The sequence below is a fragment of the Janthinobacterium sp. RA13 genome, assembly GCF_000745325.1.
Lineage (GTDB): Bacteria > Pseudomonadota > Gammaproteobacteria > Burkholderiales > Burkholderiaceae_D > Janthinobacterium > Janthinobacterium rivuli.
In genome coordinates this window covers 2565759-2590478 of sequence record NZ_JQNP01000001.1, presented here as the reverse complement: position 1 = coordinate 2590478, position 24720 = coordinate 2565759, and the positions used below count along the sequence as shown (strand labels likewise).

At 64.8% G+C, this 24720-nt stretch carries 23 protein-coding genes; 18 read left to right on the top strand and 5 right to left on the bottom strand.

Going from position 1 to position 24720, the window contains the following annotated elements; all coding sequences use genetic code 11:
• Window position 1: 1 nt before the first annotated feature.
• From FG13_RS11455 to FG13_RS11375, 17 genes are all read left to right on the top strand, one after another.
• Window positions 2–547, top strand: a complete 546-nt coding sequence (locus FG13_RS11455) for a membrane protein (protein ID WP_035820966.1) — start codon at window positions 2–4, stop codon at window positions 545–547.
• Window positions 540–2372, top strand: a complete 1833-nt coding sequence (locus tag FG13_RS11450) for an AMP-binding protein (protein WP_081922537.1) — start codon at window positions 540–542, stop codon at window positions 2370–2372. Before FG13_RS11455 ends, FG13_RS11450 begins: the two co-directional genes overlap by 8 nt.
• Window positions 2366–3454: a class I SAM-dependent methyltransferase gene (locus FG13_RS11445; protein ID WP_035820965.1), complete on the top strand. Its 1089-nt coding sequence runs from the start codon at window positions 2366–2368 to the stop codon at window positions 3452–3454. The genes FG13_RS11450 and FG13_RS11445 overlap by 7 nt, the downstream gene beginning before the upstream one ends.
• Window positions 3447–4202, top strand: coding sequence for a glycosyltransferase family 2 protein (locus FG13_RS11440; RefSeq protein WP_035827941.1), 756 nt, complete (start codon window positions 3447–3449; stop codon window positions 4200–4202). Before FG13_RS11445 ends, FG13_RS11440 begins: the two co-directional genes overlap by 8 nt.
• Window positions 4199–5170, top strand: a complete 972-nt coding sequence (locus FG13_RS11435; RefSeq protein WP_035827940.1) for an LpxL/LpxP family acyltransferase — start codon at window positions 4199–4201, stop codon at window positions 5168–5170. Before FG13_RS11440 ends, FG13_RS11435 begins: the two co-directional genes overlap by 4 nt.
• Window positions 5157–6725 (top strand): HAL/PAL/TAL family ammonia-lyase, encoded by a 1569-nt coding sequence (locus FG13_RS11430; protein WP_035820963.1) that lies wholly within the window; start codon window positions 5157–5159, stop codon window positions 6723–6725. The genes FG13_RS11435 and FG13_RS11430 overlap by 14 nt, the downstream gene beginning before the upstream one ends.
• Window positions 6718–7173, top strand: coding sequence for an acyl-CoA thioesterase (locus FG13_RS11425; RefSeq protein ID WP_035820961.1), 456 nt, complete (start codon window positions 6718–6720; stop codon window positions 7171–7173). The genes FG13_RS11430 and FG13_RS11425 overlap by 8 nt, the downstream gene beginning before the upstream one ends.
• Complete coding sequence (locus tag FG13_RS11420; RefSeq protein ID WP_035820959.1) at window positions 7170–7781, top strand: LolA family protein; 612 nt, start codon at window positions 7170–7172, stop codon at window positions 7779–7781. Before FG13_RS11425 ends, FG13_RS11420 begins: the two co-directional genes overlap by 4 nt.
• A gap of 5 nt (window positions 7782–7786) precedes the next feature.
• Window positions 7787–10171: an MMPL family transporter gene (locus FG13_RS11415; RefSeq protein WP_035820958.1), complete on the top strand. Its 2385-nt coding sequence runs from the start codon at window positions 7787–7789 to the stop codon at window positions 10169–10171.
• Window positions 10171–10725 carry a DUF3261 domain-containing protein gene (locus FG13_RS11410; RefSeq protein WP_035820956.1) on the top strand — a complete coding sequence of 185 codons (555 nt, stop codon included), beginning with the start codon at window positions 10171–10173 and terminating at the stop codon, window positions 10723–10725. The genes FG13_RS11415 and FG13_RS11410 overlap by 1 nt, the downstream gene beginning before the upstream one ends.
• Window positions 10726–11916 (top strand): beta-ketoacyl-ACP synthase, encoded by a 1191-nt coding sequence (locus FG13_RS11405; RefSeq protein WP_200880274.1) that lies wholly within the window; start codon window positions 10726–10728, stop codon window positions 11914–11916.
• Window positions 11913–12386, top strand: a complete 474-nt coding sequence (locus FG13_RS11400; RefSeq protein ID WP_035820954.1) for an ApeP family dehydratase — start codon at window positions 11913–11915, stop codon at window positions 12384–12386. Before FG13_RS11405 ends, FG13_RS11400 begins: the two co-directional genes overlap by 4 nt.
• Complete coding sequence (fabG, locus tag FG13_RS11395) at window positions 12379–13104, top strand: 3-oxoacyl-ACP reductase FabG (protein ID WP_442905203.1); 726 nt, start codon at window positions 12379–12381, stop codon at window positions 13102–13104. The genes FG13_RS11400 and fabG overlap by 8 nt, the downstream gene beginning before the upstream one ends.
• A complete protein-coding gene (locus tag FG13_RS11390; RefSeq protein WP_035820948.1) occupies window positions 13101–14333 on the top strand; it encodes a beta-ketoacyl-ACP synthase in 1233 nt (410 codons plus the stop codon). Before fabG ends, FG13_RS11390 begins: the two co-directional genes overlap by 4 nt.
• On the top strand, window positions 14330–15538 hold the full coding sequence (locus tag FG13_RS11385; RefSeq protein WP_200880273.1) for a serine hydrolase domain-containing protein: 1209 nt from the start codon (window positions 14330–14332) through the stop codon (window positions 15536–15538). Before FG13_RS11390 ends, FG13_RS11385 begins: the two co-directional genes overlap by 4 nt.
• A gap of 37 nt (window positions 15539–15575) precedes the next feature.
• Window positions 15576–16217, top strand: a complete 642-nt coding sequence (locus FG13_RS28970) for a hypothetical protein (RefSeq protein ID WP_051958936.1) — start codon at window positions 15576–15578, stop codon at window positions 16215–16217.
• 467 nt (window positions 16218–16684) lie between these two features.
• Window positions 16685–17308: a 4'-phosphopantetheinyl transferase family protein gene (locus FG13_RS11375; protein ID WP_035820945.1), complete on the top strand. Its 624-nt coding sequence runs from the start codon at window positions 16685–16687 to the stop codon at window positions 17306–17308.
• Here the strand turns inward: FG13_RS11375 and FG13_RS11370 are convergent.
• From FG13_RS11370 to FG13_RS11360, 3 genes are read right to left on the bottom strand one after another with little or no spacing between them, the layout of a single operon-like run.
• Window positions 17305–18090, bottom strand: coding sequence for a DUF2145 domain-containing protein (locus FG13_RS11370; RefSeq protein WP_035820943.1), 786 nt, complete (start codon window positions 18088–18090; stop codon window positions 17305–17307). The two genes, FG13_RS11375 and FG13_RS11370, sit on opposite strands and share 4 nt — an antisense overlap.
• 4 nt (window positions 18091–18094) lie before the next feature.
• Entirely contained in the window at window positions 18095–18505 is a 411-nt protein-coding gene (locus FG13_RS11365; protein WP_152598749.1) for a hypothetical protein, read from the bottom strand.
• A 27-nt stretch (window positions 18506–18532) separates the two neighbouring features.
• Window positions 18533–18949 (bottom strand): hypothetical protein, encoded by a 417-nt coding sequence (locus tag FG13_RS11360; RefSeq protein WP_051958932.1) that lies wholly within the window; start codon window positions 18947–18949, stop codon window positions 18533–18535.
• A 150-nt stretch (window positions 18950–19099) separates the two neighbouring features.
• Between FG13_RS11360 and FG13_RS11355 the strand changes: the two genes are divergently transcribed.
• Window positions 19100–19843: a helix-turn-helix domain-containing protein gene (locus FG13_RS11355; protein ID WP_035820941.1), complete on the top strand. Its 744-nt coding sequence runs from the start codon at window positions 19100–19102 to the stop codon at window positions 19841–19843.
• Window positions 19844–19880: 37 nt separating this feature from the next.
• Here the strand turns inward: FG13_RS11355 and FG13_RS11350 are convergent, their stop codons facing one another.
• Window positions 19881–21341: a DUF3999 family protein gene (locus FG13_RS11350; RefSeq protein ID WP_051958930.1), complete on the bottom strand. Its 1461-nt coding sequence runs from the start codon at window positions 21339–21341 to the stop codon at window positions 19881–19883.
• Window positions 21338–24523, bottom strand: a complete 3186-nt coding sequence (locus tag FG13_RS11345; protein WP_035820939.1) for a DUF2339 domain-containing protein — start codon at window positions 24521–24523, stop codon at window positions 21338–21340. The genes FG13_RS11350 and FG13_RS11345 overlap by 4 nt, the downstream gene beginning before the upstream one ends.
• Window positions 24524–24720: the final 197 nt, after the last annotated feature.

The following is a 24720-nucleotide window of genomic DNA, read 5'->3' as shown; positions in this document are numbered from 1 at the left end:
CGTGCTGCTCAATGCCGTCGCGTTGCTGCTGACCGTACTGTATCCGTTGGCGATCTGGTTCGGTCACGGCCAGGTCGAGCCGCGCTGGCTGGCGCTGTTGCTGTTGCTGGCCGCCGCCTGCCGCCTGCCCGCGCTGAAGCTGCAGCGCGCCGCGCGCTGGTCGGTGGCCGCCGCGCTGCTGCTGGCCGCCATCGCCCTGTGGCGCAACCTGCTGCTGCCGCTGAAACTGTATCCGGTACTGGTCAACGTCGTCTTGCTGGCTACCTTCGGCTACAGCTTGTGGGCACCGCCGTCGGTGGTGGAACGCCTGGCGCGCTTGCGCGAGAAGGATTTTCCGCCCGCCGCCGTGCGCTATACGCGCCGCGTGACGCAAGTCTGGTGCGTTTTTTTTATCGTCAATGGCACTATCGCGCTGGGTACGGCACTGTGGGCCAGCGAAGCCGTCTGGTCACTGTACACGGGCGTCATCGCCTATGTCCTGATGGCCCTGTTATTTGGCGGCGAGTATCTCGTCCGCCTGCGTTTTAAGCGTTTGCACCATGTCTGAATCTTCCCTGCCGCAAGCTACTCTGCCTGACGCACATCCGCCGATTTCCCCGCTGGCGCGTCTTGCGCTGTTCATGCATGGCCGCCCGCCGGCCATGCCCGTAGGCTGGCGCGATGGCGCGGTGCTCGATCACGCGCACTTTGCGGCGCGCATGTCCGCCTGGGCCGGCTTGCTGGAAGGCCAGGCAGGCCGCCATTTCGCCCTGTACCTGGACGACAGCATCGAGTTTGGTGCCGCCTTGCTGGGCGCCTGGCAAGCGGGCAAGACCGTCTGGCTGCCGGCCGATACGCTGCCGGCCAGCTGCGCTTCGCTGGCTACGTCCGTGGACGGTTTCCTGGGGCAGTTCCCGGCAGCGCATGCGCCGCTGCCGCCGCCATCGGACAGCCTGGCCGAGCGTGCGTGGACGCAACTCGCCGACGATTTCCCGGCGCTGGTGGTGTACACCTCGGGCAGTACGGGCGCGGCGCAAGCTATCCCGAAAAAGCTCTCGCAGCTGGCCAGCGAGGTGGCCACGCTGGAGCAGCTGTTTGGCGAACACGCCGATGGCGCGGCCGTCGTCGCCACCGTCTCGCACCAGCATATCTACGGCTTGCTGTTCAAGGTCCTGTGGCCGCTGGCGGCCGGGCGTGCCGTGCATGCGCACAGCGTGGACTACCCGGAACAGCTGGCTGCCTTGCTGGCGCGCGGTCCGTGCGTGCTGGCCGCCAGCCCCGCGCACCTGAAACGCCTGCCGGAACACATCGACTGGTCCGGCGCGCGCGCGCAGCTGCGGGCCGTGTTTTCCTCGGGCGGGCCGCTGGCCCTGGACAGCGCGCTGGCTGCGGGACATTTGCTGGGCCGCGTGCCGCGCGAAATCTTTGGCAGCTCGGAGACCGGCGGCGTAGCCTGGCGCCAGCGCGTGCCGGAGCGCCCTGACGACGAGAGCTGGCAGGGTTTTCCCGGCGTCGACTGGCGCCTGATGGCTGACGGCGCGCTGGAAGTGCGTTCGGCGCACTTGGCCGACGATGGCTGGCTATGTTTGGCCGACCGCGCGCGCGAAACGGCGCCAGGACGCTTCCAGCTGCTGGGACGCAGCGACCGCATCGTGAAGATCGAAGAAAAACGCATTTCCCTCAATGCCATCGAAGCGGCATTGCTGGCCACGCCGCTGGTGCTGGACGCGCGCGTGCTGCTGTGCGATGCGCCGGCCGGCGAGCGTCAGAAGGTGGCCGCCTTTGTCGTCTGCAGCGCCGCTGGCCGTGCGCTGCTCGATGCCGAAGGCAAGCTGGCCCTGAACCGCCAGCTGCAAACGGCGCTGGGTGGGCAGGTCGACGCCATTGCCATGCCGCGCCGCTGGCGCTACCTGGAACAATTGCCCGTCAATGCGCAGGGCAAGACGACGCAGGCGCTGTTGCTGGCATTGCTCGAGAAACCCCGCTTGCCGCATGCGCGGCTGATCGAGCGTTCGGCCGACGGCGAAACGCCACGGTTGCTGTTCCAGCTGCGCGTGCCGGCGAACCTGTTCTATTTTGACGGCCATTTCACGGGCGCACCCTTGCTGCCCGGCGTGGTGCAAGTGGAGTGGGCGCTGCACTTCGCGCGCCAGCACCTGGACCTGCCCGCGCGGTTCCGCGCCATGCATGCGCTGAAATTCCAGCAGCCGGTGCTGCCGGACCGGCCGGTCCGGCTGGCGCTGGAATACGACGCGCTCAAGGCCAGCCTGCAATTTCGTTATCTGTCGGACGCCGGCCAGCATGCCAGCGGCCGCATCCTGTTTCACCCGAATGCCGCTGCCGTTCCCGATGGCGGCGCCGATACACCCACTCCAGCAGCGAGCGCATGTTAGATAAAAAATTCTCACCCGAACGCCAGACCGCCTTTGCCGCCCGTTTCGAGGCGCAAAAAATCGCTTTCGGTCCCGTCGTCTTTCAATGCGTGCGCTATGCCTGGAAGCGCGGCATGCTGCAGGCATTGGCCGATACAGGCCACAGCGGCTTGAGTGTGGCCGAGATGGCCGCCAGCGGCCGCTGGACGGAATATGCGCTGAAGGTGGCGCTCGAATCGTGCCTGTCGGCCGGCGTCGTCTCGCTGCGTGACGGCGCGTATGTGCTCGATAAAGTCGGTTTTTGCATGCTGACGGACAGCATCACCCAGGTCAACCTGGACTTCATGCATGACGTTTGCTACCAGGGCTTGTTTGACCTGGACCGTTCGCTCGACGCCGAGCAGCCGCTGGGATTGGCCGCGCTGGGCGAATGGCCTACCCTGTACCAGGGCCTGTCTGCCCTGTCGGAGCCGGCCAAGGGCAGCTGGTTCGCCTTTGACCACCATTATTCGGATACCTCGTTCCCCGAGATATTCCCGGACGTCTTTGCCACGGCGCCGCGCCGCATCATGGACATCGGCGCCAATACGGGCAAGTTCGCCAGTGCGGCGCTGGCCTACCATGCGGGCGTGGAACTGCACCTGGTCGACCTGGAGCGCCAGTTGGCGGTGGCCGACCAGACTCTCACCGATGCCGGCGTGCGTGAGCGGGCGCATTTGCACGCCTGCGACCTGCTCGACGACGCGGCGCCCCTGCCGGCCGGCATGGATCTGATCTGGATGAGCCAATTTCTCAGCTGTTTCAGCGAGCCTGCCATCGCCAGCATCCTGCGCCGCGTGGCGCTGGCGCTGGGGCCGAACGGGCAGGTGCTGATCATGGATACCTTCTGGGATCGCCAGCAGTACGATATCGCCGCCTACTGCCTGATTAACACTTCGCCATACTTCACGGCCATGGCCAGCGGTAACAGCAAGATTTACCAGAGCACCGATTACATCCGCCTGGCGCAAGCGGCCGGCCTGGAGTTGTTGACCACGCGCGACGGTATCGGCTATTGCCATTCGCTGCTGCGCTTTGGCCGCGCCGGAGCGCACAGTGACTGAAGTGCGTTTTCAACCGTGCATCGTGATTCCCGTGTTCAATCATGAACACGCGATCGGCGCTGTGGTGCAGCGCCTGCTGCCGCATGGCGTGCCGCTGATCCTTGTCGACGACGGCAGCTTTGACGCCGGCGCGCGCACCCTGGATGCGCTGGCCGCCGCGCATCCTTTGCGCGTGACCCTGCTGCGCCATGCGCACAACCAGGGCAAGGGTGGGGCGGTGCTGACGGGCTGCCGCCACGCGCATGCGCACGGCTACAGCCATGCGCTGCAGATCGATGCCGACGGCCAGCATGAAACGGACGATGTGCCGCGCTTCCTGGCGCAGGCGCAAGCCACGCCGGCGGCCGTGGTGGTTGGCTACCCCGTGTACGACGCTTCGGTACCCAGGGCGCGCTACTACGGCCGCTATGCGACGCACGTCTGGGTATGGATCAATACCCTGTCGCTGCAGATTCGCGATTCCATGTGCGGCTTTCGCGTCTATCCGCTGGCGTCTTTCATGGCGTTGGAAGAGAAGTGCCAGCTGGGACAACGCATGAATTTCGACACCGATGTGCTGGTGCGCCTGTACTGGGATGGTTTGTCGATGGAGAATCTGCCCACGCGCGTCGGTTACCCCAGCGACGGCGTCTCGCATTTTGAGCTGTGGCGCGACAACGTGCTCATTTCGCGCATGCACGCGCGTCTGTTTTTCGGCATGCTGTGGCGCGCACCGCGCCTGCTGGCCCGCCACTGGCGCGCGCGATGACGGCGGCACCGCAGCCGTCGCGCGGACACTGGTCCGGCTTCAATGAAGTCAGCTTCGTGGCCGGCATGCGCCTGCTGTTCTGGATCTGCCGCGTTTTCGGCCGCTGGCCTTTTCGCATCGTGCTGTACCCGGTGCTGGCGTGGTACGTGCTGACCAAGCCGCGTGCGCGCCGCGTGTCGCGCAGCTACTTGCGCCGCGTCGTGGCCTGCGGCGGCCCGGCAAACCTGAGCGTGCTGCGGCACTTCGCCACGTTTGCCGAAACCATCCTCGACAAGATGCTGCTATGGGGCGGCCTGTACGACACGCGCAGCGTGAGCCTGTACGGCGTCGACGGCGACGATGGCGTCAACCGCTGCCTGGACGAGGGGCGCGGCGCCTTGCTGATCTGCGCCCACCTGGGCAACCTGGATTTGTGCCGCGTACTCTCGCAGCGCAATACGCGCCTGAAACTGACAGTGCTCGTGCACACGCGCCATGCGCAGGCGTTCAACCGCATGCTCGAGCGCCTCAATCCGGACAGCCAGCTCAATCTGATGCAGGTGACGGAAATCACGCCTGCCACGGCCATGCTGCTGGCGGAAAAGGTGGCGCAAGGCGAGTTCGTGGTGATCGCCGGCGACCGCGTTCCCGTCTCGCCGCAGCCGCGCGTGGCGGTGGCGCCGTTCCTGGGCCAGCCGGCCGCCTTTCCGATCGGCCCGTATGTGCTGGCCAGCGTGCTGCAATGCCCGGTGTATCTGCTGTTTTCCATGCGCATCGGCCAACGCTCGGAAGTGCATTTCGAACTGTTCCGCGAGTCGCTGCACCTGCCGCGCAAGGCACGCGAGGCGATGCTGGCCGAACTGGCGGCCGCCTATGCGGTGCGCCTGCAATACCACTGCCTGCGCGCGCCGCTCGAATGGTTCAATTTCTACGATTTTTGGCAACTCCCCGATACTTCAAGACTGGATACTCCCGATGCAACTCGCTGACCTGAAAAACACCCGGCGCGCCGTCCGCTTCGACCGCGAGCGGTTGCGCATCGAAGACATTACCGATATCGCGCATGGCCGGGCCAGCGCCGAACTGTCCAGCGACCCCGTCTTTCTGGCGGCGATCGCGCGCGGCGCCGACTTTCTCGACCGCCTGCTGCGCGAGGATGGCACGATCTATGGCGTGACCACTGGTTACGGCGATTCGTGCACGGTGACCGTGCCGCCGGAACTGGTGGCCGAACTGCCGCACCACCTGTACACCTATCACGGCTGCGGCCTGGGCGAATTCTTCACGCCGGCGCAGACGCGCGCCATCATGGCCACGCGCCTGGCGTCGCTCTCCAAGGGGTTCTCCGGCGTCAGCGTGGAACTGCTGGCGCAGATCGCGCGCCTGCTCGATGCGGGCCTGCTGCCGCTGATCCCGTCCGAAGGCTCGGTCGGCGCCAGCGGCGACCTGACGCCGCTGTCCTACCTGGCGGCCGTATTGTGCGGCGAACGCGAAGTGTGGCGCGACGGGGTACAGGTGGCGGCCGAACAGGCGCTGCGCGAAGCGGGCATCACGCCGCTGCGCCTGCGTCCTAAGGAAGGCCTGGCGATCATGAACGGTACGGCCGTCATGACGGCGCTGGCCTGCCTCGCGTATGAGCGCGCCGAATACCTGACGCGCCTGACGACACGCATCACGGCCATGGCCTCGTTTGCGCTCGACGGCAACGCGCACCATTTCGATGAAACCCTGTTCTCCGTCAAGCCGCATCCCGGCATGCAGCAAGTGGCGGCCTGGCTGCGCGCCGATTTGCCCACCGATTCCTGGGAGCGTAATGGCAAACGGCTGCAGGACCGCTACTCGATCCGCTGCGCGCCGCACGTGATCGGCGTGCTGGCCGACGCCTTGCCGTGGCTGCGTTCGTCGATCGAGAATGAACTCAATAGCGCCAACGACAACCCGATCATCGACGCCGAAGGCGAGCGCGTGCTGCATGGCGGCCATTTCTACGGCGGCCATATCGCCTTCGCCATGGACAGCATGAAAAATACGGTGGCCAACCTGGCCGACTTGCTGGACCGCCAGATGGCCTTGCTGGTCGACAGCCGCTACAACCAGGGCTTGCCGGCCAACCTGTCTGGCGCCACGGGGCCGCGCGCGGCCATCAACCACGGCCTGAAGGCGCTGCAGATCAGCGCCTCCGCCTGGACGGCCGAAGCACTGAAGCTGACCATGCCGGCGTCCGTGTTTTCACGCTCGACGGAATGCCACAACCAGGACAAGGTCAGCATGGGCACCATCGCCGCGCGCGACTGCCTGCGCGTGCTGGAACTGTGCGAGCAGGTGGCCGCGGCCTTGCTGATTACCGTGCGCCAAGGCGTCTGGCTGCGCTGCAAGGTCAGCCCCGACGTGCCGCCGCAAGCGGCGCTGGCGGCGATGCTGGAGGCGCTGGCCGCCGATATCGCACCCGTCGAGGAAGACCGCCGGCTCGACCCGGAACTGCGCGTGCTGCTCGAACGCATGCGCGCCCAGGCGTGGCCGTTGTACGGAGCCGGGCATGACTGAGACGCATAAAGTGCGCGGCAAGAAGGCCACGCCCAGCCGCTGGCACGCCGAGGTGGAGATGCAGGTGCAGTTCTTCGACCTGGACCCGATGGAGATCGTCTGGCACGGCCGCTACGTGAAATACCTGGAAGTGGTGCGCTGCGCGCTGCTCGACAGCATCGGCTACAACTACGTCGACATGAAAGCCTCCGGCTATGCCTGGCCCGTGATCGACATGCACTTGCGCTATGTGGCGCCAGCCACCTTCGGCCAGCGCCTGACCTTGCGCGCCGACCTGGTGGAGTGGGAAGACCGCTTGAAGATCGAGTACCTGGTCAGCGACAGCGTGACGGGCAAGCGCCTGAACCGCGCCAGCACGACGCAGGTGGCCGTCGATATCGCCAGCGGCGAGATGTGCTTTGCCTCGCCGCCGATACTGTTTGAAAAATTGGGATTGAAGGCCGTATGAAAAGACAATTCAAAGTTTTGCTGGCAGGCCTGTGCCTGATGGCGATGGCGCCGCTGCACGCGGCCGCGCCCGTGGCAAAGATCGAGGCCATGCTGGCCAAGCCGCAGCAGCTGTGCGGCCGTTTCGACCAGAGAAAGCAGCTGGCGGGCATGAAGAAGGCGCTGGCCTCGAATGGCCGCTTTTGCGTGGTGGCCGGCAAAGGTGTGCTGTGGCGCACCTTGCAGCCGTTTCCGAATACCCTGCGCCTGACGCGTGATGAGATCGTGCATTTCCAGGGCGAGCGCGTGGCCATGCGCCTCGATGCGAAGACGGAGCCGGTGGTCAAGATGATCAACAGCGTGCTGTTTTCGCTGCTGGCCGGCGACCTGGCGCAACTCGATACGCTGTTTGAAGTGGACGGCAGCATCGATGGCGGCACCTGGCAGGTGGCGCTGAAGGCGCGCCAGCCGGCGCTGGCCAAGGCCATCGGCAGCATCCGCCTCGATGGCGGCGCCTTCGTGAAAAACATCAGCATCAGCGAAGCGAGCGGCGACCGCACGAGCATCGTGTTTTCAGCGATAGAAACGGGACCGTCCGCCATCACGGCGCAAGAGGCGGCCCTGTTTTGAACGCATTGACGAAGCGTGGCCGCAACGCCGGGCGCCTGCTCGCGATCGCCTGGGCGCTGGTGGTGGCGCTGCTGCTCGCGCATAACGCCTATCTGTGGCTGGGCAAGCGCATCGCTCCCGAAACCGACATTCTTGCCTTGCTGCCGGTGCAGGAGCGCGACCCGGTGCTGCAGGCATCGTTTACGCATATGGTCGACGCGGCGCAGCAGCGCGTGGCGGTGCTGGTCGGCGCGGCCGAATGGAGCGATGCGAAGCGCGCGGCTGACGCCTACGGCGCCGTGCTGGCGCGCCACGCGGGCCTGTTCCAGTCCACGCCGCTCGACGAGCAGACGCAGAACGACTGGCTGGCCCTGTTCCAGCAGCACCGATTGACCCTGCTGACGGCGCCGCAGGAAACGCAGCTGCGCCAGGAAACGCCCGCATTCTGGCGCGATTCGGCGTTGAGTCAGCTCTACAGTCCTTTCGGCGGGCCGAAACTGGGCGCCTGGCAGGACGATCCTTTCGGCCTGTTCAGCGGCTGGGTGCAGGAACGCGCGCAGGAAACCCCCGTGCGGCCGCGCGACGGCCATTTGTTCGTCGCCGACGGCGAACGCCAGTATGTGCTGCTGCCGCTGACCTTGCGCCTGCCCGCCTTTTCGCTGGGCGCGCAGGAAAGCGCGCTGCCCGTGCTGGCGCAAGCCGAGGCGGCGGCGCGGCAAGCCGTTGCCGGCGCGGACATCATCAGCGCCGGCGTGATCCTGCATGCGGCTGCCGCCAGCAGCCAGGCGGCGGGCGAGATGTCGACCATCGGCCTGGGCTCTTTGGCCGGCATCATCCTGCTGACGTGGCTTACCTTCCGCTCGGTCAAGCCGATTGCGCTGATCCTGCTGTCGATCGGCATCGGCTGCCTCGGTTCCCTGTCCGTGTGCTGGCTGCTGTTCGGTAAAGTCCACCTGATGACCCTGGTGTTTGGCGCCAGTCTGATCGGCGTGGCGCAGGATTACGGCATTTACTTTCTATGCAACCGCCTGGGCGCCGATCCGGCGCTCGACTCGCGCGCCTTGCTGCGCCGTTTGCTGCCGGGCCTGTGCCTGACCTTGCTGGCCGCCGTCATCGGCTACCTGGGCCTGGCCCTGACGCCATTCCCCGGCCTGCGCCACATGGCCGTGTTTTCCGCCCTGGGCCTGGTGTTTGCCTGGCTGACGGTGGTGTTCTGGTTCCCCGCGCTGATAGGCGGCGGCACCCTGAAAAGCGGCGTCCTGGTCGCGCGCTACGGCGCGGCGCGCGCGCGCTGGCCGCTGCTGCGCGCCAACCGCGCCACCCTGATCGGTGGTGTGCTGTTCGCCGTGTTTGCCGTCTTCGGCATCAGTCGCCTGGGCGTCAACGACGATATCCGCTTGCTGCAAACGCCGCCCGCGCACCTGATACGCGACCAGATCAAATTGAGCAAATTGCTCGATGGGCCCACGCCGGTGCAGTTCTACCTGGTGCGCGGCGACAGCGCGGAAGCCGTGCTGCAGCGCGAGGAAGTGTTGAAGCAGCGCCTGCTGCCGCTGATCGCGCAAAAGCACATCAGCGGCGTCCAGGCCATGTCGAACTGGGTGCCTTCGCTGCGGACGCAGGCGGCGCGCCGGGCCTTGCTCGACACGGCCATCCTGCGGCCGGGCGCAGCGCTCGACTTGCTGGCGCAGTCCGTCGATGAAGGTCCCGAGTGGGCCGGTAAGGTACGCGCGCAGTTGGCGCAAGCCGGTGCGCCGCTGTCGATCGATGCCTTCCTGAAGGTGCCGGCCAGCGAGCCATGGCGCCACCTGTGGCTGGGCAAGGTGGAAGGCGGCTATGCCTCCATCGTCGCCTTGCGCGGCATGCAGTATGCGGCCATTCCCCTGCTGGCGCAGGCGGGCGAGGGCATGCCCGGGGTGCAGTGGGTCGACAAAGTCAGTGAAATTTCTTCGGTGCTGGGCCGCTACCGCGTCTACATGGGCGCCGTGGTGCTGGGCGCCTACCTGGTGGTGTTCGGCTTGCTGCTGCCCCGTTACCGGCGCCGTACCTGGCGCGTGCTGGCGCCGACGGCGCTGGCCAGCGTGGCGGCCCTGGCCTTGCTCGGTTATTTGAACCTGCCGCTGCAACTGTTCCACGTGCTGGCGCTGATGCTGTTGCTGGGCGTGGGCGTCGATTACGGCATCTTCATGCAGGAGCATCCGGATCGCCGCAACAATACGCCGTGGCTGGCCGTGGGCTTGTCGGCGGCCAATACCATTCTGTCTTTCGGCTTGCTGGCCTTGAGCAAGACGGCCGCCTTGCAGGCATTTGGCCTGACCATGCTGATTGGCACGGCGCTGGTATGGCTGCTGTCGCCGTGCTTTGCCACAGCCGATCCTCGTAGCGCGGCCGATGCCGCAGGAGAAACCTGATGTTTTTGCACTGTCAACGATGGGCGCCGGCACTGCTGCTGGCACTGGCCGGCTGCGCCAGCACGCCTCCTTCGGCACCGGCGCGCCTGGGCCTGAAACTGGCGCCGGCCGCGCTGGGCGCCACGGTCAGCGTGCAGCAGCACCTGGTCGTCGAACGGGCAGGGCGCATCGACGAACTCGATGCGGCGCTGGAAGTGGAACCGTCGCACCTGGATCTGGTGGGACTGGCGTTCGGCCAGCGCGTGCTGTCGCTGCATTACGACGGCAAGGAGATGACGTCGTGGCGCCACCTGATGCTGCCGGCACAGGTGCGCGCCGAGGACGTGCTGGAAGACATGCAACTGACCCTGTGGCCGCGCGAGGCGATCGCGCAAGCCTTGCCGACTGGCTGGCGCATCGAGGACAGCGGCTTGCGCCGCACCCTGTTCCTGCATGACGAGGCGGTGACGGTGATCGACTACAGCGCCATGCCGCGCTGGAGCGGCACGGTGGTGCTCGACAACCTGCGCTACCGCTATCGCCTGACGATACAGAACGCCCCGGAAGGAAGCTGAATGACTGGCTTGACCGTGTATTTGAATGACTGCGGCATCGTCTGCGCGCTGGGGGCCAGCCGCGACGAGGTGCGCGCGCGCCTGTTTGCCGCGCACAGCGGCGTGCTGCCCGTAGATACCTACACGCCGGGGCGCATGCTGCCCTTGGGTGTGGTCGATGCGGCCCTGCCATCGGTGGCGCAGCACGGCATCGCCGCGCGCAGCCGCAACAACCGGATGGCGCTGGCGGCGCTGGCGCAGATCCGCCCGGCCGTGGAACAGGCCATCGCCTGCTACGGCGCGGACCGCGTGGCCGTGGTGCTCGGCACCAGCACGTCGGGCATCGCCGAGACGGAAGGCGCGATCGGCCAGCATGTGGCGGGCGACGGCTTGCCGGACGCCTTTCATTATGGGCAGCAGGAGATGGCGTCGCCGGCCCTGATGCTGGCCGAGGAACTGGGCATCGACGGCCCGGCGCTCGTGCATTCGAGCGCCTGTTCATCGAGCGCCAAGGCGATGGCCAGCGCGGCGCGCCTGATCCGCATGGGCTTGTGCGACGCCGTGCTGACGGGCGGCGTCGATACCCTGTGCGGCTTTACCGTGGCCGGTTTTTCCGCGCTGGCATCCGTCAGCGAACTGCGCTGCAATCCGCTGGGCGCGGGCCGCGACGGCATCAATATCGGCGAGGGCGCGGCCCTGTTCCTGATGACGGCGCAGCCGGCCGCAGTGGCCTTGCGCGGCTGGGGCGAATCGTCCGACGGGCACCATATGTCGGCGCCCGATCCCGCAGGCGGCGGCGCGCGCCTGGCTATTGGCCAGGCCCTGGCGCGCGCGCGCATCACGGCGGCGCAAGTCGACTACGTGAATTTGCACGGCACGGCCACGCAGCAGAACGATGCGATGGAAGCGCGCGTGGTGTCCGACCTGTTCGGCGCCACGGCGATGGTCAGCTCTACCAAGCCGCTGACGGGCCATGCGCTGGGTGCGGCGGCCGCCATCGAGGCCGCCCTGTGCTGGCTGGCGATGCAGGACGATAACGCCGAGGGCCTGCTGCCGCCGCACCTGTGGGATGGCGTGCCCGATGAATCCCTGCCGCCGCTGCGCCTGGCCTTGCCCGGCGCGCGGCTGGGGCGTCCGCTCGACTGGGCGCTGAGCAACTCGTTTGCCTTCGGCGGCTCGAACGCCGCCCTGCTGTTCGGGAGGGGAGCATGAGTTTTCCTCCTATCCGCGAGCTGGTGCCCCATTCCGGTGCCATGGTGCTGCTCGACCGGGTGTTGTCGGCCGATGCGGAAAACCTGTGCGCCGAAGTCACCATCCATGCCGGCAGCGTGTTGTATGACGCGACGTCGGCCGGTGTGGGCAGCTGGGTCGGCATCGAATACATGGCGCAGGCGATCGCCGCGCATGCGGGCTACCTGGCGCGGCTGGCCGGCGCGCCCGTGAAGATCGGTTTTTTGCTGGGGGCGCGGCGCTACGAAGCGCAGCTGCCCCTGTTTGTGGATGGCAGCGTGCTGCAGGTGCATGTGCAGCAGGCCTTGCAGGGCGAGAATGGACTGGGCGCGTTCGAGTGCCGTATCGAGATGGCGGGCGCCGTGCTGGCGCAGGCGACGATCACGGTATTCCAGCCCGAGGATGCAAAGCAATTTCTGCAGGAGAGTATGAATGGAGCGCAGCATGAGTAAAAGTGTATTGGTGACGGGCTCGTCGCGCGGCATCGGCAAGGCCATCGCCTTGCGGCTGGCGCGCGACGGTTTTGACGTGGTGCTGCATTGCCGCAGCGCGCGCGGCGAAGCCGACGCGGTGGCGGAGCAGGTGCGGGCGCTGGGGCGCGCGGCGCGCGTGCTGCAGTTCGATATCGGCGACCGTGCCGCGGCAGCTTGCGCGCTGGAAGCGGACATCGCCGAACATGGCTGTTACTACGGCGTGGTGTGCAACGCCGGCGTGGCGCGCGACAATGCGTTTCCCGCCATGTCGGGCGAGGACTGGGACATCGTCCTGCAAACCAACCTCGATGGTTTCTACAATGTGCTTAACCCGCTGGTGATGCCGATGGTACAGCGCCGCAAGCCGGGGCGCATCGTCACCATGGCGTCCGTTTCTGGCCTGATCGGTAACCGCGGGCAAGTCAATTACAGCGCCGCCAAGGCCGGCATCATCGGCGCGACCAAGGCGCTGGCGCTGGAACTGGCCAAGCGCGCCATCACGGTCAATTGCGTGGCGCCGGGCCTGATCGAGACGGACATGATCAGCGAGGTGCCACTCGATGAGGCGCTGAAGATGATCCCCGCGCGCCGCGTCGGCACGCCGGAAGAAGTGGCCGCCGCCGTCAGTTTCCTCGTCGGCGAGGAAGCGGGCTACATCACGCGCCAGGTCATTTCCGTGAATGGAGGCATGGCATGAGCCGCCGCGTAGCCGTCACCGGCATGGCCGGCATCAGCCCGATCGGCAATGACTGGCCAGCCATCCGCCAGCGCCTGGGCGAGTACCGCAATGCCATCGTGCGCATGGAGGAATGGGCCGATTACGAAGGCTTGAATACGCAGCTGGGCGCGCCGGCCGCGCCGTTCGCGCTGACGGACCGCTACAACCGCAAGGCCGTGCGCAGCATGGGGCGCATCGCGCTGATGGCCACGCGCGCCAGCGAACTGGCGCTGGAACATGCTGGCCTGGCCGGGCACCCCGTGGTGAAAAGCGGACAGATGGGCATTTCCTTCGGTTCTTCGGCGGGCACGCCCAGCGCCATCGGCGACTTTGGCCGCATGATGGAAGAACGCACCACCAAGGGCATCAACGCCACCACCTACATCAAGATGATGGCGCACACGGCGCCCGTGAATATCGGCGTGTTTTTTGGCGTCACGGGCAGGGTGATTACCACCTCGAGCGCCTGCACCTCGGGCAGCCAGGGCATCGGCTACGCCTACGAGACGATCGCCGGCGGCAAGCAGCTGGCGATGATCGCCGGCGGCGCCGAAGAACTGTGCGCCACCGAGGCGGCCGTCTTCGACACCCTGTTCGCCACCAGTACGCGCAACGACGCAGGCGACTCGACGCCGCGCCCGTTCGACGCCAGCCGCGATGGCCTGGTGATCGGCGAAGGTGCCGGTTGCCTGATCCTGGAAGAATTCGAGCATGCGCAGGCGCGCGGCGCCGCCATCCACGCCGAGCTGGTGGGCTTCGGCACCAACAGCGACGGCTGCCACGTGACCCAGCCGAACGCCGCCACCATGCGCCAGGCGATGCTGCTGGCGCTGGCCGACGCGGGACTGCAGCCATCCGATATCGGCTACATCAATGCGCATGGCACCGGTACGCAGCAGGGCGACATCGCCGAATCGCAAGCCACGTTCGAGGTGTTTGGCGAGCGCACGCCTATCAGTTCGCTGAAAAGCTACATGGGCCACACCCTGGGTGCCTGCGGCGCGCTGGAAGCGTGGATCAGCATCGAGATGATGCGCGAAGGCTGGTTCGCCCCCACCATCAACTTGCAGCAGGTCGACCCGCAGTGCGCGCCGCTCGACTACATCGCCGGCGAAGGCAGGGCGATTGAAACCGAGTACGTCATGTCGAACAACTTTGCCTTTGGCGGCATCAATACGTCGCTGATCTTCAAGCGTTACCGGCCGTGACCTCGTTGCAAACTGCCTGCCGGCGCTACGCCGGCCGTGCATGCCTGCTGGGCATGCTGGCGGCGTTGACGGCATGTGGCACCCTGTCGCGCATGGAAATCGACTCCGACAAAGCATCGGGCGAGCGCTATGCCATCAGCGGCGACTTGCGCAAGGAAGTCGATGCGCTGGCGCAGCCGCTGGTCGACAAGGGCGCCACGCCTGGTGTGGTGGTCGGTGTCCTGTTGCCCGATGGCAGCGTGCAGTGTTTTGGCTATGGCACGACCGAGCATGCCGTCAGCGGTCACCGGCCCGATGGTGATACCCTGTTTGCCGTCGGATCGATCAGCAAGGGTTTCTTGAGCGCCACCACGGCGGTCCTGGTGCAGCAAGGGGTATTTGCCTGGGATGACAAGCTCGAACAGTTGCTGCCGCCAGGTACGCCATTGAGCGCCTCCGCGCGCAAGATCACATTGCTGCAACTGGTCACGCATACTTCGGGCTTGCCGCGCCAGCCATTCACGCCGCAAACCCTGTTGTACTTCGTCAAGTATCTGTTTACGGGCGAAAGCTTTTACCGGCATTTCGACCGCGACTATCTGCTGGCCTACCTTGCCGATTTTGATGCACCCGCAACGGCAGCGCCCAACTATTCGAATATCGGCTATGGCTTGCTGGGCCATGTGCTGGAACTGCGCACGGGGAAAAAGATGGATGCACTGGTCAGTGAAACCATCTTGCAGCCACTTGCACTCGGCAGCACCGGTTATCACCCGCAGGGCTTGCCTGGCTTTGCTGCGCGTGCCCATGGCCATGTGGGCGACCAGCCCAAATTCATGCGACGCGGTAGCGAAGCGCCGGATTGGGAGTTCACCGATGTGTTGACGGGCTCGGCTGCCTTGTATTCGACAGCGAATGATCTGTTGCGCTATGCACGGGCGAATATCCGGGGCAGCGAGGATCCGGTGCTGGACCGCGCCTTGAATGACACTTTAAGTGTGCGTGTCAACCGGCCAGTCGAGGCGGCGGCACTGGCCTGGCTGGTGGATGATATCGATGGCAATAAAATTACCTATCAGGTGGGTTTCGTGGCAGGCTACTCCAGCTATATTGGTCTCGATGTGAAGAATCGGACGGGGGTGGTGGTATTGCAAAACAGTTTTAACTGGACCAATAGCATCGGCCACCGTTTGTTGTTGAGAATTTCCAGGCGAAAATCTATTTAAATGTAAAATTGCGGTTCAGATAACTAATGGAGTAATTGTGAAACATGGTTTTAAGCTGTTATTCGTGATGATGTGTAGTCTTGCCATTGCCGGATGCAAGAGCCGCCCGGTACCGCGTTCTGCCTACCAGACGACCTTGCCGCAAGTGGGCACGGTGGTGACCATTGGTATTGGTGAAAGAATGTTGACCAAGAGCGATGCGTTGGAAACGCGGGCGCTGATTTTGACGCAGGATCAGCCTCTCGGCGAGTATATTGTGCGTAAGGGAACGTATTCGCAAATTGCAGACAAGGAAGAATATCAAACCTTCGGCAGTGTGGTGATTGCGAATGCGCAGGGTGCCGTTGCCAAGCATAACAAGCTGCATCTGTTTAGCAAGGATGGTTCCGTATGCATTGGGCGTGCGCCGTGCGCAAAGCTCGATTACGTGATGGGCGTCACGACAAACTACCAGCAGGCAAGTTTCCAGAGTACCTTGATTTACAGTGGTCGCATCGGTGACAAGATCACCCTAGGCTATCGTGAATTCGATCACAACATGGCACGGGCGGCGTTTAGTAATGATGTGACTTACGATTTGTCCGAATCCATGATTCTGGGCTACAAGGGCGCAAGGCTGGAAGTACTGCACGCGAGTAATACTGAAATTAGCTATAAAGTCCTGGCAGGATTTGATTGAAGCGCTGCTGCGCCGTGATATTTCTCGCCTATGTACAGATTATCGACACGGCGTAGCTAGCTCTGGTTCTCTCTTGGTTATCCTCAGGCGGAAATGACCTGTCGGCAAATCCGCTAAAACGTCATGCAATTGGCCTTCTTGTCGGACATGCTTGCGCTGCAAAAACGCGCCCACTCGGCAGGCCCCCGATGTGGTTGTGAATATTGTCAGCAATTACAAGCAAATTGAAATTTCAGTGCCACGGAATTCGAATGCCATAGAGGCAACATAATGTCGGACGTGGCCTTGAAGGGCGCGTTCGTGAAGTTGAAAGTAGCGAAGTAAGCAGCAGGGAGGATCGGTGCACCGCACAAACGTCGGCAAGGCGCTCAATTTACTAGCAGCGACGGGAAACCGCGCTGATTCTTTTGCCGAGCCGGTACCGGCGAATTATGGCAGACTATTCCTTTGACTATCGAATCGCTGTCATGTTTTCAACCCTGTCCAACACCGGCGCCAGCATCTGCCTGCTCGATATTCGTACAATCGCCGTTGCGCAGCTCCGTCAGTATGAAACGTGGCTGGGTCCGGCGGAAGCGGCCCGGTACGCAGGCTTTGTGCGGCCGCAGCGCCGGCGCCAGTTCCTGCTGGGACGCGCACTGCTGCGTGCAAGCATGGGGGAAATGCTGGAAGTGGCGCCTGAGTCCATCGCGCTGGAAGAAAGACCAGGTCAGGCGCCGCGGCTGCTGGCGCCCGCCGGCGGTCCCTATTTCAGTATTTCGCACAGCGGCCACTGGGTCGCTTGCGCATTGAGTGGCACCACGCGGCTGGGGCTCGATATTGAGCTGCGCGATTCTGGACGAGACGTGCTGGCGCTGGCGCGCCAGGCGTTTGGCGCGGCCGTGGCGGCGGATCTGGAAATGCTGCCACAGGAGGAGCGCCGGGAGGCGTTTTACCAGCGCTGGAGCGAGGCGGAGGCGCGCTACAAGCTGGGCATGGACGCGGGCGTTTGCGTGACCTTGGCGCATGCCGAGCTGTCCATCGTGCTGTGCAGCGGCGCGCCGCTGACACTCGCGCCCGCCTTGCTATTGTCTGGCCTGGTGCCAGACTAATTCCCCCGCACCACGATTTCCTGCACCTTCGGTTCGCGCTGGCGCATGAAGCGCACGATGGAATCGACGCTGACGACGTCGATCTGGCGCGTCATGCGGCGCTCGAACGGGTGATCGTCAAAAGCGATATTCGCGCGGAACATGCGCGCGCCCAGGCGCGTGGCGGCGGGTATGCTTAGTGTTTGCGGCGCGTAGCTGGCGCTGCGCAGCCAGGCTTGCGCTTCGGCGCGCGTTTCTATTTTGCCAGGCTCGTTGCCGGCAGCGGCCAGGATTTCCAGCACCCACTGGTTCGAGTTCTGGTATTTGGTGGAAAACGGGTAGGCCAGCATATTGTAGTGCGGCTCATGCATACGCTTGGGCGTGCTCGACGTCAGCAGGCGCGCCAGTTGCTGCTGCGTATCCTGGCCGGGAATCAGGATCAGGGATTCATAAATGAACACATCATCCATGAAGAAATTTCCCAAGCCTTCATTGAACAGCGACGATTGCGCCGTGCCGCATTCGTTGAGTTCATGCACCACCAGCCAGCGCCCTTTCGGGTGGTCGCGCCAGGCCAGGGCCACGTGCGAATAGCGCAAATTGTACTTCGACAGGTCCTGGCCGACGCGCGCCACCAGGGCCACTTGCGCGCCTGAGCCATCGAGCGCCTGCAAGGTTTTTTGCGCCAGGTCCATCGACTTGACGAGCGTGGTGGCGTCGGTGGGTTTTTCCTCGCACGAGCGCCCCGCATGGGCGGTGCCGGCCAGGGCCAGGCTGATGAGAATGGCAGTCAGGCGTTTCATGGGTTCACGCTTTCGAATGGTGGAGGATGGCATTGCCGGCCGCATTCGGCACATAGGCGATGGCCTTGCCCGACAGCACCAGCATGTGTCCCGTCGAGACGGCCACCACCTGGACCACCGTGCCGGCCGCCAGCGACAGGCCCTGCGCGGCTTGCTTGCCCAGCTTGACCGATGCCGTGGCCGCCTTCGAGGCGCCCCTGGCTGTGCTTTTGAGCACGACGACGCTGCCGTCGGCCACGTCTTCCACCGTGTCGATGACGATTTCACCGGCGGCGGCCAGCACGGACATGGAGCCGATCAGCACGATGGCCGACGCTGTGCTGGCGTTGTCGGAGGCCCTGCTGGCATCGGAATTGGCGGCCTGCGATGTCAGGCTGACGGCGCACAGCAAGGTCATGGCGAGTAAGTGTTTCATGGATGTCCTGTTCTTCTTGATGGGGGCTTACACTTGGGAGTGATGCAGCAGTGCCTTGCCCAGTTCATTCGGGATGAAGGCGATGGCCTTGCCGGACAGCACCAGCATGTGGCCGGTGGACATCGCCACCACGCTGACCACCGTGCCGGCGGCCAGTGACAGGCCCTTGGCCGCTTGTGTACTCATCTGTATCGATGCGCCACCGGCTTCGGACGCGCCCTTGAGCACGATGACGATGCCTTCACCTACCGTCTCCACGCTGGCAACGATGATCTGTCCGGAGGCGACCAGCATCGACATGGAACCGGCCACCACGATGGCGGAACCCTGGCTCAGGTTTTGCGATCCTTTCGACAGGTTTTCCGAGACGGCCGCATGGGCCGAACCCGCCATGGAAGCGGCCAGCAGCGACAAGGACAAGCAGATGGGTAGCAAGCGTTTCATGGATGTCTCCTTCTTGATATGCCTGATTGGCAGAGGCATGATTGTCGACGGCAGCATTTCGGTCAATCAAAACGCTACTCGTAGTGGGCAGTCATACTCATGGTATTACTTTTTGATACTATATTGGCTTGTAGTAATTAAAGGATCGCCATGCCCCAGACCCACGCCTTGATCGAAGCCCTGAAACGCCTGTTGAAAGCGCGCTCCGTCACGTATGCCGAACTGGCGCAGCGCATCGGCATATCCGAAGCCAGCGTCAAGCGCATGTTTTCGCAGAAGCAATTCACGCTGCAGCGGCTGGACCAGATCCTGGTCGCCATCGGCAGCGATTTCCAGCAACTGGCGCAGGCCGTACATGCGGCGCAGGCCACGCCGACCCTGATCACGGGGCTGACGTATGCGCAAGAGAAGGAAATCATCGACGATCCCAGGCTGTTCGTGGTGGCCGTCTCCGCCTTGAACCTGCTGCCGCTGGAACAGATCATCGCCATCTACGACATCAGCGAGGCGCAAGCCGTGAAATACCTGCTGCGTCTCGACAAGATCGGTTTTCTGGAACTGCTGCCGAATAACCGGGTCAAACTGCTGGTGGCGCGCACGTTTGCGTGGATACCGGACGGCCCTATCCACACGTATTTCAAAAAGGAAGCCTATGGCGACTATTTGAACTCGCAGTTCGATGGTGAGACGGAATTGCTGCGCCTGGTGAACGTGATGCTGTCGAAAAAATCCACGGCAGCCTTGCTCGAACGCCTGAAGCAAGTGGCCGTGGAATTCTCGCAGCAGCACCAGGAAGACGCGCGCCTGCCTGGTGATGAGCGCCTGGCCATCAGCTTCATGCTGGCGGCGCGGCCGTGGATGCCGCGGACGTTCAAGGCACTGCTGCGGCAGTGAGTCGGCGCGTGCCGCGTTCAGACGGTTAAGGTTAAGGTTAATGTTCCTGCTCCTGCTTGTCGGCACTGCCATGTTCCGCTTTCATCTGCGACAGCAAACGCCAGGCAAAAGAGCCCAGCACGGCCACGCCCAGCAGCAGTGCGGCCCACAGCGCGGCCAGGCGCCATGGCGCCCCGTCCTTTGTGACGGGTGCTGGTGCCTCTACGCCCCCGTTGGGTTTGAGCGGACCGGCGCTGGCAGTCTTGAGCGCCAGCAGTTCGTCCGCCCTGAAGCCGGGCGCCACCTGCGCCAGCGGTTGCGCAACGGCGGCGGCGTTGCTGTTGCCGAATGCCAGTTGATAGGGCGGCTTGCCGCTGGCCAGGAAAACGACGGTGGCCGGTGTCCAGCCCAGGCGCAAGGAGGGCGCATTGGCTGCGGGGACAGGATGTTCCGTGGAGGTCTGCAGCACCCATTCGTTTGTTTGCGTCACGGGCATGGCCAGGTCGCCCGAGATCCTTTCTTTGCCATCGAGGCCGATGCGGTAAAACGTGGTGCTCAGCAGGGGATCGAAATAGGCGCCTTGCGCGGGACGCGCCTGGTGGCGCAGGTGCAGCCGGTGCCGGGGAACATAGCTGTTCTGGCGATACACGCCCAGGGTTACGGGCAGTACCGTATTGGTCTGTGTCAATTGCAGGGCGATGCTGTCGGCGGGAATGGCGAGAGGAGTGGCGTAGCGCCATTCATTTGCCTGCTTGCCGGGCGCGCCTTGCAGCACGACGCTGGCGCGCGATGGGGGGATGTCCGTTTCGCTGACGGCTTGCGCCGTAATCGCCGCAAAGGCCAGCGGTTCGCCTGCTTGCCAGCTCAGGCGCGCATAGCGAAACGCGCGCGGCGCAAAGGCGATGCTGTCGTTGGCCAGGGTTTGCGTGTCGCTGTTGCTGAGCCAATTCAGGGTGGTGGTGCCGATGGCGTCCCATTGCTTCAGGTCGTCGCTTACTTCCAGCAGCACTTGCGCACTGTAATTGTCCGTGCGGGGCGGCGGCGTGAAGCGCAAGGCGGCGATGCGCTTGTCTTGCGTTTGCCTGCCCAGATCGAGGATCAGCGCTTGCAGCGCCGCCGTCGCCGCGGCCGTGCCGGCGCGTGCGCTGACCGACAGCAAGCGGCCATCGTCGGCCGTGCGGATGTCGATGCCTTGCAAGCCGTCGCCAGTTGCCGGCGCGCCCGTCACCGGGAAAATGCGCACTGGAATGGCTGTCCGCTGCGTCGCCGATTGCGCGGGCGGCGCGCCGAGGGCATAGGCCAGGCGCTTGCCGTCGGCGTCGAATAGCCGAACGTCGGCCAGGCTGGCCGAGCTGGCGTGCAGGTAGACTTCCCTGGGCAATGTTAGCTGCACGACGCCGGCGCCGGCCGGCGACTGGATGGGCATGCTCCAGGCATAGTCCTGTGGCCGGTCCTGGCCAGGCGCGGCCAGCGCGGCGCCTGCCATCAGCAGGCTGCAGCAGATCAATGTGGCTTTCATGCGGCTCCTTGTTGCGGTTCGGCCGGCGCTGGCGCGGCAGCCTTGGGGAAGGGCGCCAGGTAGCCGATCAAGACCATCAGCAAGCCGACACCGACAAACGAGATGATGCGTTCGATGCCGCCCACGTTGGACAGGTCGATCAGGAACAGTTTCACGACTACCAGCCCCAGCAGCACGGCGCCCATGCTCCATTGCTGGCGCCGCTGCTGGCGCGCCGCGTGGCGCATCAGCAGCAGGGCCGTGATGCTCCATACGAGCGACAGCATCGCTTGCACGAACTGCGAGGCCAGCATGGCGTCAAAGGTATATGGCACGCCCAGATAATGCGACACGGTGCGCAGCAGCATCAGGTTGAACCAGCCATACAGCAAGCACGCAGCCACGACAGGCAGGCGCGTTTGCCACACGGCGGGCAGCGGGATCTGGCCGGCCGGGAATAAACGGTAGCTGGCAATGGCCAGCAGGACGGCAAAGCCCGTGCTCAGGTCCAGCGGATTGAGCAGCGGCAAATAGGGCAGCGGGGCCATGGCGCCATCGTCGAAAATGTTCCATGCGGCGATCAAGAGCAGCGACCATGCCGCCGCCAGCGGGATCAGATAACGCTGGTACCAGTCTGCAATCGGCGCCACTGGCCAGGCGTTCGCTCGGCAGCGGCGGATCAGCAATGCCAGTACCAGCATCATGCTCCACGCCGGCAAGTAGCGGGCCCAGGCAGGGCTGACCTTGTCTTCATGCTGTGCCAGCCAGGCGCTGACATGCATGGCGCCAACCGGCCACAGCATCAGCCAGGGCGCGCTAGTGCGTAGCGTATGCAGCAGGCGCTGCGCCCGCACGTCGAGTTGCCAGCCCGCTTGCGGCCAGGCCCGCAGCAGGTATTCGCCGGCCGCCAGGGCGCTGGCCAGGGCCAGCCAGCTCAAGCCCGTCGGCAGGTAATCGCGCAGGTACAGCGCCAGCAGCATGTTGACGCTCCACAAGCCCAGGCCGAGCCAGGCGGCCACGGTGAACCAGCGCAGCTGCGGCCAATCGAGGCGCCGCGCCAAGAGGGCGAACGCGGGCGTCGTGACGGATACGGCGATCAGGTACAGCGCCAGCCAGTGCTCGCCCGCGTGCGGCTGCATCGTCAGGTCGCCGTCGATCAGGCGCAGCAGCCAGCTGGTGAAGGGCACGAGGATGGCGGCAAACCACAGCAAGCCGCTCCACACCAGCAGGGGGCGCGCTACCAGGGCCGGCAGCTCGTCGCCGCCGCGCGCGCGCAGCGCAAGGAAGCGGGCGCTGGCAAAGGCGGCGGCGCCCAGCAGCAGGGCGCTGAGGAAGGAACCCTGGAACAGGCTGGCCGGGTGCTGGTCCCAGGCCCAGCTGGCGCGGCTGAGCATGACCATGCCGGCCAGCACCTGCACGGCCAGCAGCAGGGCGCGCGGCGCATGCCATTGTTCGCGCCGCGCCAGCGCCGCCAGCACGGCTGCCACTGCCAGCGCGCTGACGGTCAGCAGGTTCAATTGCGTGGCGGCATCCGTGCGCAGCAGGATTTCCGTCCAGATGCCGCCCAGCAGCCAGACCGTGGCGGCCGTCAGGAACAGCACGGACAGGCTGCGCATGAACTCCGGGTGCAAGTGACTGCCGTGGCGGCGGAAATTGTAGGCCATCACCAGTGCGGCGGCGGCCAGCAGCGTGCAGCCGAGCCAGATGTTGGCGTCCAGGGCCGCTGCCGTATTGAGTTCCTGCATGGCACCAAGGAAAGCCAGCCAGGCGGCCCCCTGCACCAGCAGACCGAAGACCCAGGCCAGTGTCTGACGCTGGCGCAAGCCGACCCAGACGATGCCCGCGCCTTCCAGCGCCCAAGCGGCGGAGGTCCAGCGGCCATCTAATGCGAACGGGATGGCCAGGGTGCCGAAGACGATGCCCAGCGCCAGGAAGGCTTCGGCCAGCAGTTTGAAGCCGGTCCTGCGCCACAGCGCCACGGCCAGTCCCGTGTAGGTCAAGCCGGCAAGTAGCGCGGAAAACGCCAGGCCGAAGTCAAAGTGCCGCACCAGGCCATATTGCAGGCCCATGGCCGCCAGCGGCGTGCCGAACACGAGGGTGCCATCCACATAATGCTTCAAGCGCGGCGCCTGGCGCGCGCAGTAGGCAATCGCGATGCCAATATAGAACAGCACGAACAGGATCAAAAACAGTTGCGTCGACAGGTAGTGCTCGGGCGTGTAGCGCAGCAGGCCCCAGGTGGTGGCGACGACAAAGGTAAAGCCAAAGCTCAGCACATTCAGCACGCGCCAGGCGCGTTTCAGGGCGATGGCGAAGACGCCCGCGTTGAGCAGCGCGTAATAGCTGAACAGGCCGATATGGTTGCCGCTGCCCGTCGATACGAGCAGGGGCACGGCAAAGCCGCCGACGATGCCGAAGACGGCCAGCCAGACGGCGTTTTGCAGCACGGCCAGCAAACACGTGAACGCCGTCAGCACGAACAGCACGGCAAACGCCATGCCGGCCGGAATCAGTTCATACAGGCGGAAGGCGCCAAACGTCACCAGCATCAATATCGCCAGCGCCGTGCCCTGCAGCGGCAAGCTGATGCCGGGACGGCTGATGCGGATGCGCCAGGCCCAGGCCAGCAGGGCGATGTCGGCCAGCGCGATGCCGGCCAGGCGCAGCTCGATGGGCAGCGTGACCTGCGCCGACACGTACTTGAGCAGGAAGCTGACGCCGAGGAAGAGGATCAGCAAGCCCAGCTTGGCGACCAGGTTGCCCGTGAACAGCCAGTTCTTCGCCTTGGCAACGAGACCGTTCGGGTGCGCGATCCAGGACGGGGTGTTGGGGACGGCAGGGACGGCAGGGGCGGACTTGGGGGGAACTGGCGGGGCTGGCGGAACTGGTTTCGGCGGCACGGGTGCGGCTGGCGCGGGGGCTGCTGCCGGTGCGGCCTTCGCCACTTCGGCCACCTTGATCGCAGCGGCTTGGGGCGCGGGTGGGGGCGCCGGCACGGCCACTGGCGCCATGCTGGCAGACGCGGCAGCTGGTGCTTCGGCGCGCCCTTCCAGCGTGTGCAGGCGTGCCTGCACGCTGTCGACGTCCTTGCGCAGGCGTGCCGTCAGCAATTCCAGATCGGCCACTTTCCTGCGGTATTGCAGCACCTGCACGAAGGCGGTGATCAGCAAGCCAAATATGATCAGCGATATCAATCCAAACATGGGGCAGCTTTCCTGGATGGTCAGGGCGAAGGCGCCCGATGTATGCGCACATTACCTTATTATCAAGAAAAAGGCGTTTTTTGTTGTGCCATGGAAGTAGTAGGGTGCGGGGCCAGCATGGCGCGGCGCGGCGCTTTACGTATTGATGCCAAGCAAGATGACGACATTCAGATTGTCGTGCGCAAGATAGTGCTGTA

Bases quoted from the DNA above. Each gene is read 5' to 3' on its own strand.
- FG13_RS11450 (WP_081922537.1), top strand. From the start codon at position 540: ATGTCTGAATCTTCCCTGCCGCAAGCTACTCTGCCTGACGCACATCCG.
- FG13_RS11445 (WP_035820965.1), top strand. From the start codon at position 2,366: ATGTTAGATAAAAAATTCTCACCCGAACGCCAGACCGCCTTTGCCGCC.
- FG13_RS11435 (WP_035827940.1), top strand. From the start codon at position 4,199: ATGACGGCGGCACCGCAGCCGTCGCGCGGACACTGGTCCGGCTTCAAT.
- FG13_RS11430 (WP_035820963.1), top strand. From the start codon at position 5,157: ATGCAACTCGCTGACCTGAAAAACACCCGGCGCGCCGTCCGCTTCGAC.
- FG13_RS11425 (WP_035820961.1), top strand. From the start codon at position 6,718: ATGACTGAGACGCATAAAGTGCGCGGCAAGAAGGCCACGCCCAGCCGC.
- FG13_RS11420 (WP_035820959.1), top strand. From the start codon at position 7,170: ATGAAAAGACAATTCAAAGTTTTGCTGGCAGGCCTGTGCCTGATGGCG.
- FG13_RS11410 (WP_035820956.1), top strand. From the start codon at position 10,171: ATGTTTTTGCACTGTCAACGATGGGCGCCGGCACTGCTGCTGGCACTG.
- FG13_RS11405 (WP_200880274.1), top strand. From the start codon at position 10,726: ATGACTGGCTTGACCGTGTATTTGAATGACTGCGGCATCGTCTGCGCG.
- FG13_RS11400 (WP_035820954.1), top strand. From the start codon at position 11,913: ATGAGTTTTCCTCCTATCCGCGAGCTGGTGCCCCATTCCGGTGCCATG.
- fabG (WP_442905203.1), top strand. From the start codon at position 12,379: ATGAGTAAAAGTGTATTGGTGACGGGCTCGTCGCGCGGCATCGGCAAG.
- FG13_RS11390 (WP_035820948.1), top strand. From the start codon at position 13,101: ATGAGCCGCCGCGTAGCCGTCACCGGCATGGCCGGCATCAGCCCGATC.
- FG13_RS11375 (WP_035820945.1), top strand. From the start codon at position 16,685: ATGTTTTCAACCCTGTCCAACACCGGCGCCAGCATCTGCCTGCTCGAT.
- FG13_RS11370 (WP_035820943.1), bottom strand. From the start codon at position 18,090: ATGAAACGCCTGACTGCCATTCTCATCAGCCTGGCCCTGGCCGGCACC.
- FG13_RS11365 (WP_152598749.1), bottom strand. From the start codon at position 18,505: ATGAAACACTTACTCGCCATGACCTTGCTGTGCGCCGTCAGCCTGACA.
- FG13_RS11360 (WP_051958932.1), bottom strand. From the start codon at position 18,949: ATGAAACGCTTGCTACCCATCTGCTTGTCCTTGTCGCTGCTGGCCGCT.
- FG13_RS11355 (WP_035820941.1), top strand. From the start codon at position 19,100: ATGCCCCAGACCCACGCCTTGATCGAAGCCCTGAAACGCCTGTTGAAA.
- FG13_RS11350 (WP_051958930.1), bottom strand. From the start codon at position 21,341: ATGAAAGCCACATTGATCTGCTGCAGCCTGCTGATGGCAGGCGCCGCG.
- FG13_RS11345 (WP_035820939.1), bottom strand. From the start codon at position 24,523: ATGTTTGGATTGATATCGCTGATCATATTTGGCTTGCTGATCACCGCC.